This is a genomic window from Roseateles sp. P5_B10, assembly GCF_056400485.1.
Window position 1 is genome coordinate 1 of sequence record NZ_JBFULE010000145.1, and the last position, 9,573, is coordinate 9,573.

At 68.2% G+C, this 9,573-nt stretch carries 9 protein-coding genes; all 9 read right to left on the reverse strand.

Going from position 1 to position 9,573, the window contains the following annotated elements:
- A partial coding sequence (locus AC1DU6_RS11825) for a methyltransferase (RefSeq protein WP_477857377.1) occupies window positions 1–513 on the reverse strand: 513 nt, incomplete at its 3' end.
- Entirely contained in the window at window positions 510–1,910 is a 1,401-nt protein-coding gene (locus tag AC1DU6_RS11830; RefSeq protein WP_477857379.1) for a B12-binding domain-containing radical SAM protein, read from the reverse strand. The genes AC1DU6_RS11825 and AC1DU6_RS11830, both read right to left, overlap by 4 nt.
- 2 nt (window positions 1,911–1,912) lie before the next feature.
- Complete coding sequence (locus AC1DU6_RS11835) at window positions 1,913–2,737, reverse strand: class I SAM-dependent methyltransferase (protein WP_477857381.1); 825 nt, start codon at window positions 2,735–2,737, stop codon at window positions 1,913–1,915.
- A complete protein-coding gene (locus tag AC1DU6_RS11840; protein ID WP_477857383.1) occupies window positions 2,734–5,169 on the reverse strand; it encodes a radical SAM protein in 2,436 nt (811 codons plus the stop codon). Before AC1DU6_RS11840 ends, AC1DU6_RS11835 begins: the two co-directional genes overlap by 4 nt.
- The gene (locus tag AC1DU6_RS11845) at window positions 5,153–6,790 is read right to left on the reverse strand and encodes a B12-binding domain-containing radical SAM protein (protein WP_477857385.1); all 1,638 of its coding nucleotides are present in this window, start codon (window positions 6,788–6,790) and stop codon (window positions 5,153–5,155) included. The genes AC1DU6_RS11840 and AC1DU6_RS11845 overlap by 17 nt, the downstream gene beginning before the upstream one ends.
- A gap of 25 nt (window positions 6,791–6,815) precedes the next feature.
- On the reverse strand, window positions 6,816–7,898 hold the full coding sequence (locus AC1DU6_RS11850) for a hypothetical protein (RefSeq protein ID WP_056197306.1): 1,083 nt from the start codon (window positions 7,896–7,898) through the stop codon (window positions 6,816–6,818).
- Complete coding sequence (locus AC1DU6_RS11855) at window positions 7,895–8,344, reverse strand: hypothetical protein (protein WP_056197307.1); 450 nt, start codon at window positions 8,342–8,344, stop codon at window positions 7,895–7,897. Before AC1DU6_RS11855 ends, AC1DU6_RS11850 begins: the two co-directional genes overlap by 4 nt.
- A gap of 73 nt (window positions 8,345–8,417) precedes the next feature.
- Complete coding sequence (locus tag AC1DU6_RS11860) at window positions 8,418–9,128, reverse strand: TorF family putative porin (RefSeq protein WP_477857387.1); 711 nt, start codon at window positions 9,126–9,128, stop codon at window positions 8,418–8,420.
- Window positions 9,128–9,573, reverse strand: a 446-nt coding sequence (locus tag AC1DU6_RS11865; RefSeq protein WP_477857389.1) for a S8 family serine peptidase, incomplete at its 5' end; no start/stop codon positions are given. The genes AC1DU6_RS11860 and AC1DU6_RS11865, both read right to left, overlap by 1 nt.

Below are 9,573 nucleotides of genomic sequence, written 5' to 3' on the forward strand. Positions count from 1 at the left end.
AGCGCGCTCCGGCATCGAGCGCGGTGAGCGTGCGTAGTAGGGTGGGTTGATCACCACGCAATCCAGCGTGGACGTGCGGATGCCTGCCAGCAGGTCGGCCACCACCACCGTCAGCGCCAGCCCGTTGGCCTGCGCATTGGCTGTGGCATTCGCCGCCGCAACGGGATTGATGTCCGACGCGATGACGCGAGCGCCGGCCTGCGCCAGTGCCAGGCCGATGACGCCACTGCCGCATCCCATGTCGAGCACGCGCCGGCCCGGCCATGGGCCAGGACCCTCGTCCGAGAGCAGCCAGCGGACGAAGACGGCCGAGCTGAGCGTCGGCCCCGGTGGGAAGACGCCCGGGTCGATGCGCAGCCGCAAGCGGCCCAGGCGCCAATGCTGCGCGGTGCGACCGGCACGCGCCATGCGGCCCCGCAGCCACGGCGAGACGGCCCGCCGCACCGGGCCGCGCAGCAGGCGTGCCAGCAGGCCATGGGGCGGCAGGCCCCAGCGCGTTTCGGGGCCGCTCACGCGGGTTGCATTCCATTGCGACGATGCCACCACATGCCCAGACGCGAGCGGCACCACGCCACGCGATGGGCCAGTGCGCGGGCGCCGAAGGGGCGCGGCGCGGTGCTCACGGCATGGGTGTGGGTGAGCAGGCGCACGGCATGGCGGTAGTAGTCATCGCTGTAGGTGCGCGGGTAGCGCCGGTCGCGGTCGCTGCCCTGATCGAACGGCGGCGACGTGGTCTGGTCTGCCACCTGGTCGTGGAACAGCGTGCCGCGGATGGGATACGCCAGCGTCACGGTGAACAGGTCCGGCCGCGCATCGCGCAAATAGCGCTCGGTGGCGACGATGTCCGTTTCGGTTTCACCCGGGTAGCCGAGCATCAGGAAGGTGCCGGTCTGCATGCCCGCATCCGAGGCCGCGCGGATCATGGCGGTGACCTGCTCGACGCGGACCTGGCGCTGCATGGCATCCAGGATGCGCTGCGAACCGCTCTCGGCGCCGATCCACACGCGCACGCAGCCAGTGCGCGAGAGCAACTCCACGACGCGCTCGTTCATGCGGTCGGCCCGCGTGATGCATTCGTAGCGGATGCGCAGGCCCGCGGCATCAAGCGCTTCGGCAAACCCGGCAAGCCAGTTGTGGTTGATCGTGAACACGTCGTCGACGAACCAGAACTGATCGGGTGCGTAGCGATCCACCAGCGTGCGCAGCTCGGCCACCACATGCTGCGGCGAACGGCGGCGGTAGCTGGTGCCGTACACGGCCCGGCTGCACCAGGCGCACTTGTAGGGACAGCCGCGCTGGGTGCTGACGTTCAGCGAGGTCTGGCCATGGGCATCGCGCCAAGCCTTGAGGTATGGCCGCAGATCGATGCGATGCCGTGCCGGCTCGGGTAGTTCGTCCAGTTCAGGCACGAAGCGGCGTTCGCCGGTGAACACCGGCTGCCCCTGCGCATCGGCATGGATCAGGCCGGGGATGGCCGCCAGCGCCGCGGCATCCCTGCAGGCGGCTGCAGGCAGCCGTGCTACATCGACCATCGTCTGCTCGCCCTCGCCGACCACCAGCAGGTGAGCACCATGGCTGAGGTAGTCGGCGGCGTTGTGGCGCACGTCGGGCCCGCCCAGCACGATGACCGGGCTATCTTCTGCGCCGCCCAGCGCCGCGATCAGCCGCAGCACCGAGTGCCGCGTCATCAACGTCACGTAAAAGGCCATCATGCGCGGGCGCAGCGCCCGCACACGCTGGACGAAGGTGTCGGCATCGAGAAACGTGGCGTCGACGACATGGTGGTCGACGCCTTCGCGGTCCAGCCATGCCGAGATGGAAAGCAGGCCCAGCGGCGGATAAGGCCGCATGATGCGCTGCTCAATCGCGTCATCGGCGATGAAATACCCGTGAGTGAGGATCAGGCTCATCGTCACCGCCTGCGCCATTGGATCAACGCGTGGTCTGCCAGATGGGCGCCCCAGGCCGCCGTGAGCCAGCGGCGCTCGATCCGTTCCATCAGCGCCAGCCAGCGCGGTGCACGGCGGGCCAGGGGCTCCAGGTAGGACGGCGGCACCGCCAGCCCGACCGGGCGCACCCGTTCTTGCCGGAAGTKCTCACCCAGCGCGCACTGCATGTCGCCCACACCGTGGTACCAGACCGACAGCGGCGGTTGGCCGGCGCCCAGTTGGGCCGGCACCGGCCCGCCGCGCCAACGCCGCATGGCGCGGCGCGGCTGCAGGTGCAACAAGGCCCACGCGGTTTCCCACAGGCACAAGCGCGGCATCACGACGACGATGACCTGCCCCTGTGGCGCCAGGCAGGCAGCCAGCGGCGCGGCCAGCGCCCGCAGCGCCTCGGGCGACACGCAGTTCAGGCCGCCGAAGTTGGAGAACACGAGGTCGAACGGGCCACCCAGGTCCTGCGCCCTCACCTCACCGGACGCCAGCGCTTGCAGGTCCAGCTGCCGCGTCTGCACCAGAAGACCGAGACCACCACGTTCGAGCTTGTCGCGGGCCACTCGCAACATCTCGCCCGACACGTCGGTGGCTACCACGCGATGACCGGCGCGGGCCATGTGCAGAGCGTCCTCGCCCGTGCCGGAGTTCAGCTCAAGCACCGAGCAGGGCCGACCGTGCTGGCGCAGGCAGTCGTCAAGAACCTCCCAGACCATGCGGCGCTGCGCGGCGCCCACCAGGCTGTGGGTGAAATCACGGTCGTAGTCGACCGCCATCACGTCGAAGGCGGCTGCACTCATGGTGCCACCGCCGGTGCAGGTGCCGGCAGACGCTGTTCGCGCCCCATGCCGATTCGGGCGGTCAGCAGCGCGGGCGTGGCGCGCAGCAGCGAGGCCAGCGCACGAAGCCTGCCCCCGCGGCTGGGCGCCGGTAGCCGCCCGCGCAACACTGCCCAGCAACGCCCGATCTGGAAGCGCCGCGACGTGTAGACATGCAAGTGCCGGTAGAACGCCGGAGAAAAGGTCCCGGGGAACATCAGCGCGAGGTCATTGCTGTGAAGCCAGTGGGTCTTATGTCCCATCTGGGCCTTGACGCGGTCGTGGAAGACGGTGCCCGGCAGCGGGTAGGACACCGAAATGCCGATCTGATCGGGCTGCAGATCGTCCAACATCTGGTGCGTTAGCTGAATGTCGTCGGCCGTCTCGCCGAGGTAGCCAAACTGCAGGAACAACGCGGGCTTCACGCCCTGCTGCTTCAGCGCATGCACAGCGCCGTCGATCTGCGGCCGCTTGATGCCCTTGTCCATCGCATCGAGGATGCGCTGTGAACCGCTCTCGGCGCCGATCCAGGCCGTCTCCAAGCCTGAGCGGGACAATGCCTGGAGGTCGTCGGCATCGCGCAGCACCAGATCGGCGCGGGTCTGGATGGTGTAGCGCATCTTCAGGCGGCGCTCCTGCACCAGCGCGGCGAAGCGCTGCGCCCAGCCCGGCTTCAGCCCGAACAGATCGTCGGTGATCCAGAAGTGGTCGGCACCGTAGCGTCGCACCAGCAGCTCCAGCTCATCAACCACCTGCTCCGGGGAACGGACGGTGTAGCGTTTTCCATAGAGCGGCTTGGCGCACCAGTTGCACGCGTAGGGGCAACCGCGTGTGGTGGCGACGTTCAGCGAGAAGTGGCCATGCCGACGTTCCCAGACCTCCCGGTAAGGCTCCAGATCGACCAGGTCCCATGCCGGAGGAGGCAGGTGATCGAGGTCGGTGATGGGTGCGCGCACCGGCGATCGCGCCAGACGGTCGTCCTCCAGATAGGCCAGCCCTGGGATGTCGGCCCACGGTCGGCCGTCACGCCAGGCCCCCAGAACGTCAGCCAGCGTGGCCTCGCTTTCGCCGCGCACCACAGCGGTCGCGCCGGCGCGCAAATAGGGTTCGGGGAAGTCGGTGGCATCAGAACTGMAAACGACGACCCGTGCCCCAAAGGCACGCGCCAGGCGCACCATCTGCAAGGCCGCTTCGCGCATGCGGTCCAGGCACATCTTGGTCAGATAGTTGAAGCCGTCCTCCTGCAGCACCACGAACTCCGGGCGTTCCTGCTCTAACCGACAGAGGAAGGACAGCTCACTTTCAGCGAGCCCCGCATCGAACACATGCGTCTTGAAGCCCAAACTGCGCACCAGCCCGGCCGCATACAAGGTGCCCAGGGGCGGATACGGCTTGCCCGCCTGCCACTGCTTGGGATCGAGCCGGTAGTAGTAGGCCGAGGCGACCAATACGGTGTCGTCGACGGTGTGGCGCGTGATGGCCCCGCCCGCCTGCCGCTGCAATCGGTCCAGATTCGCCTGATAGCGCTCAAGAATGCGGTACTTCCACTCCGAGGTATGGAGCTTGGCCACATCGCGGCTGAGCTCCATGCTCCGCCGCGCCGTCAGAGATGACAGCTGCGCAATATTGCGACGGAGCCGTCGGTGGATCAGCTTCCACGCGCACCAGTCCAGCAACGCGCCCAGCACCCCTCCCAATGCCATCTCGCTGAAACGGCGACCAGTCGTACGCGCTGGCTCTGCCGGCCTCTGCAGCACTGCCCGGTTCGGCAGGTAGTCGTCCACCCAAGAGTTGGCCTTTTGCAGGTGCATCAGCGAATCACACCCCGCCACGGGATACAGCGTGGCCAGCTCCATCGCCGTGAAGGCGTCGCGCCGCTCAAGTGCCAGCTTGTGGCCAGCCAGCAGGTAGTTCGAGCACAGCATCTGCGGTGCGGGCAACTTCTGGCGGTAGAAGCGCAACAAGACGTAGACCAGCCACAACCGCCCCGGCCGCGTGATGATCAGGAAATCAAAGTCCCCGTCCTCGGCCAGCGACCGCTTGGACAAGGATCCGGAAATGGCCACGCCATCCACGAAGGGCAGGCGCATCAGGCCACGGCCCACTTCCAGCGCTTGAGGCATGGCCGCGTCGGCACGGTCGCGGTTGGCTGACCAGCGTGCAATCGGATCGTCCATCTCGGCGATCCAAAACCATCGGTCATGGCTGGCCACCAGGCCAGCCGTTTGCAACCGCTGCAGCGCACTCGCCACCTCGCTGATCGGCACGCCCGGCGTGTCAAGAAATCGCCAGACCTCATCGGCGGACAGCGGGCTGTTGAACACCTGGCGATATGCCAGTGCCCTCAGCACCGCTTGCTGGGCCGCATCCAGCGAGGGTATCTGTGCCGTCACGGCTTCAGTTGGCTTCAGCATAGAACCCCTCCACCTCGGGACGCGTGTATCGGCGCAGGCGCTGCAGCGCCTTCAGTTCCAGCGGCCGCCTGTACAGGCCGCTCCAGTACCGCGGCAGTGACGCCAACTGCATCATTCGGCGGCCCCATTCGCCCAGGGTGAAATCCGTGCGCGTCGGGTAGCGGGCGTTGATCACCGTCTCGAAGTCATGGATGTGGCGCACCATTGCGGTCGTCAGCCACGGTGTCAGCGGATTGCGATGCAAGTCGAAGGACTCCCATGACGGGCTGACCCATTCCTCCAGCGTGCTCGGGAAGCGGAATCCCGCGGCCTGGCTGTGCTGCTGCAGCGTGCTGCCCTCGGTGGGCACCGGGCTGTAGATGTAGAGGATGATTTCGGTCGCCGGGCTCTGGTCTTTCAGGCGCCGGATGAAGCTGATGTCGCGGTGGATCTGCGCCCAGACCTCGGCCTCGGTGGGCCGGGGAAAGCCCAGCACGAACGAATACTCGGGAATGATGCCGAACGACAGCAGGCGGGCGGCGAACCGCAGGATCTGCTCGCCTGACTGGCGCCCACCCTTATCGACCATGGCCAGCACTTCGTCGTCGCCGCTTTCGGCGCCGAAGAAGATCATGCGGCAGCCCGCTTCGCGCATCAGCGACAACGTCTCGTCGCTGTAGCGGTCCAGCGTGTCGATGCGACCTTCGCCCCACCAGGTCACGCCCTGCCCACGCATGCGCTCGGCGAAGGCGCGCACGCGTTTCTCGGCAACAAAGAAGTTGTTGTCGGTGAATTCGATGGCATCCACGCCATGCATGTCGCGCATCTGCAGCACGTCGTCGGCGACAAGCTCGGCCGAGCGCGCCACCCAGCGGCCTTGGTAGAGCGGCACCACGGCGCAGAACGCGCACATGAACGGACAGCCCATGCTGGTGTGCATGGCATGGGTCCGGCGGCCAAGGAAGGTGCGCGGCAGATAGCGTTTGATCGGATGACGCCGGGCCAGCAGTTTCAGCGGCAGTGATGGCTGACTGTCGAGGTTCGGCAGCGGGGCCTTGCCGGTGCGCACCACTTCGCCACTCCGCTGGAAAATCAGCCCGGGGATCTGGTCGGGCGAACGGCCCGCGCACAACGCCGCCAGCAATGCCGGCAGTGAACCCTCGCCGGCCGATTGCACGACGTAGTCCACCCAGCCCGACTGAAGGACGGCCTGCGGATGGTTGGATGGAAAGTAGCCGCCCCAGATCGTGACGACCAGGGGAAAGTGCTCGCTAACCTGGCGAGTGATCGGCACCGCCTGCCGCAACTGCGGTCCAGGCATTACCGTACAGCCGAAAAAACCGAATCGCCCGGAAGCCAGCAGCCTCTCGATCACCACCCAGGGATCTGGCTCGAGGTTGCCGTCGACCAGCTCGACGTCATAGCCGTCGCCAAGCGCCGCCGCAATGTGCAGCAAGCTGTTGGGTACGCGGCCTGTGCGGGTCGCCCAGGGGTTAAACAGCAGAATGGCTGGCTTAGGCCGCAGCGTCGGGACGGCGGCGGAGGCAGCGGCGTCCCCAACCGCCGGCGACGAGCCTTTGCGCCTCCCGTAGAAATGCATCGGCACACCCACCGCCGCTTGCACCTCGGGCTCGGCACTCACGCCCGCCGTCTTTGGGCCGATGACGCTAGAACATTCCATGCAGTTCGACAAAGCTTTGCCGCCGGTTGTCGATGGCGTTCTGCGGGATGCCACCAAACTTGCGATAGCCCGCGCGCAGCTGCGCGAAGGCGAAGGGCGTGTACTCGTAGACGAGGCTGTAGCGCACCTTGTTGTCGTGGGCCACACGGCGGTCAGGGTCGAGGTACTCACCGGTGAGCTTGAGGTTGTGGCCCTGCTGCACCAGCCAGTTGGCCTCCAGCAGCGTCGCGTATTGCTTGCGCTTGCCCTCGGGGTAGCCGGCGTCGCTGACCATGTCGATCTCGGCCAGCCAGGCCACCGGCCCGGTCGTCGTGCCGGCAAAGAGGCCGTAAGCCTGGCGGTTGCCTGCCGCCGACTTGACCTGCGCGGCCGCTGCGCCGACGCGGCCCCAGGGCTGCATCCAGATGGCCTGGGCCGTCGTCTGGTGGCCGTTGGAATTGCCCGTGTTGCCAGGGCCGTTGCTGCGCACGAGCTGCAGGGACCAGTCATCGCTCTCGTGCCCCAGCTCCAGGCCCTTGTCGGGCACGGTCATGCTGACCCCGCTGAGCTGGCGAACGAAGGCCAGGCTGTCCTGCAGGCGCCAGCCAAAGGGCAGGTAGAACTGGCCGGCCTTGGCATACCAGCCCAGGCCGGGCGTCTGCAGGCGCACATAGGCCTCCTGGCGCTCGGACTTGCCGGGCGCGACCTGCTGGTCGAGGTAGGCGCCGAGGTAGTCCTTGATGAGCTGCACATCGGCGTACAGGCGCACCTGCTCGGTACCGCCGACGCTGCGCGTGGGCTGGCCCGAGACGGAGGTGCGCGTCGTCGCGGTGCGCAGGTCGCCACCCAGGCGCAGGCGATCGTCCAGCAGCGAGCCGGTCCAGCCCTGCAGTGCGTCGGGCAAAGCGTTGGCCGGGATGACGTTCTGCGCGAAGGTGTTGCCCACCGCATTGCGCAGGCCGCCGCCCGAGGGGTTCACATGGCAGGCCACGCATTTGAGGCCGGCGCGGATGGCGAGATAGGGCTCGGCCTTTACGGCCGAGAACAGCAGCGCGAGGGCCAGGCCGAGAAGCAGTCGTGCGGCCATCATTTCTGGGCTCCGTTGTTGATCCATTGGCGAATGAGCCCGATGGTCTGGGCATCCAGATAAGGACCACCCAGCGGCATGCGCGCACCGACGGCCTGGTGGCCTTCGAGCTTGTGGATCAGGTAGCTGTTGTCCGCATCGCCCGGCGCCACGCGCTTGAGCGCCGGCACGCCGCCGCTGGATACACCCACCAGCATCGCGAAGCTGTTGGTCGCGTCCAGCCGCAGGCCGCGGGGCGCGGCCGCGCCGGCGTGGCAGGCCGTGCAGACGGGCGTGAAGACATGCGACTGGATGGAACTGAAGCTGGCCGTCATCGGGCCGCTGGGGTCGTCGCCCTCGCCGAGCGGCCGGCCGTTGGCGTCCAGCCCTTCACCGCTGCCGCCGCCGCAACCCGCGATCAAAGCGGCTGCAGCGCCCAGCGCAGCCACCCATGGTTTCGAGATCCTCATCACTGCCCTTTCCTGGCTTCACTGCGGCGTGAGTGCCAGCGCCTGCAGCGCAGGTTCAAGGCAAGCTAGGGATTCAGAACGCGGTCGTCAGGCCGAGCACCAGCGCGCGCCGGCGTGTCGCGTCCGTCCAGGTGTAGGGGCCGCCGCGGCCGGCTGCTGTCCAGGCAAGCTGCAGATCGCTGCTCGCGCCGAGTTGCCAGGACGCACCCAGGCGCAGGTCCGCACGCGTCGCGCCATGCGGCTCGGCATAGGGCGAGGCCCGGCCGCCGCGGCCGTGCAGCAGGCCGACATGCCCCAAGGCCGCCACGCCCCGCGCCAATGGCCAGCGCAGGTTGAATTCGGCATAGACGCTGCGCTGGCCGATGCCGTAGTAGTCGGGCGAGACATAGGCGCGCAGGTTCCAACGCTCCCCCAGCAGCCCGGCATAGACCTCCTGGTAGTCGTAGCGCGACACGTTCTCGTAGGCATGCGCGACGATGCCGGCCTCGCCGTCCAGGCCCGGCGCCAGGCCGAAGACCCGGCCGCCATAGAGCTGCAGCGCGGCGCCACGCCGCTGGGAAAAGCKAGCATGCGCCAGCTGTGCCCCGCCATACCAGCCAGCCTCGCCGTCCCAGGCCAGGCCAAGCTGGGCGCTGGGACGGTTGGCGCTGTACGACATGCCGCGCTCCCGCGCATCCGTCTGCAGCGACAGCGTGCCGCCCACGTCGGCCCAGGCTGCGCCCGCGCCGGCCAGCAGCGTGGCGACCAGCGTCGTCAGTCGGGCCAGGTGCGCGGGGGGAAGCATCAATCGGCAGTTTGCCCCAGCATCTTGCAGGTTGGGCCGCGAGTACCGGCGTGGCGGGCCAGTGTCGCGCAGCTGTCGATGCGGCCCTGGGCGGTGTTGACCAGCGCCGTCTTCAGCGCCAGGGTGCCGCGTGTGCCGTCGAGCTCGCGCACCAGGGCGAGCAGGCCGGTCGCATGCGCGGCCGCGAAGGACGATCCCGATACCAACGACCAGCCACCGCCCACGGCCGTGCTGGGCACGTCACGCCCCGGCGCGATCACGGCGCCTGCGGGCAGTGGCGGCGCGAGGCCGACGACGAGCACGCCGGGAKGGTTGGCCGGAAAGGGCCCGTTCTCGCTCGGCATCGCCGCGACCACGGTGGCGCCGCGCGCCTGGGCCTGGTCCAGCAGCAGCGCGAGCAGGCGGTCGTCCGGCCCGCCGAGGCTCATGTTGATGATGTGGGCAC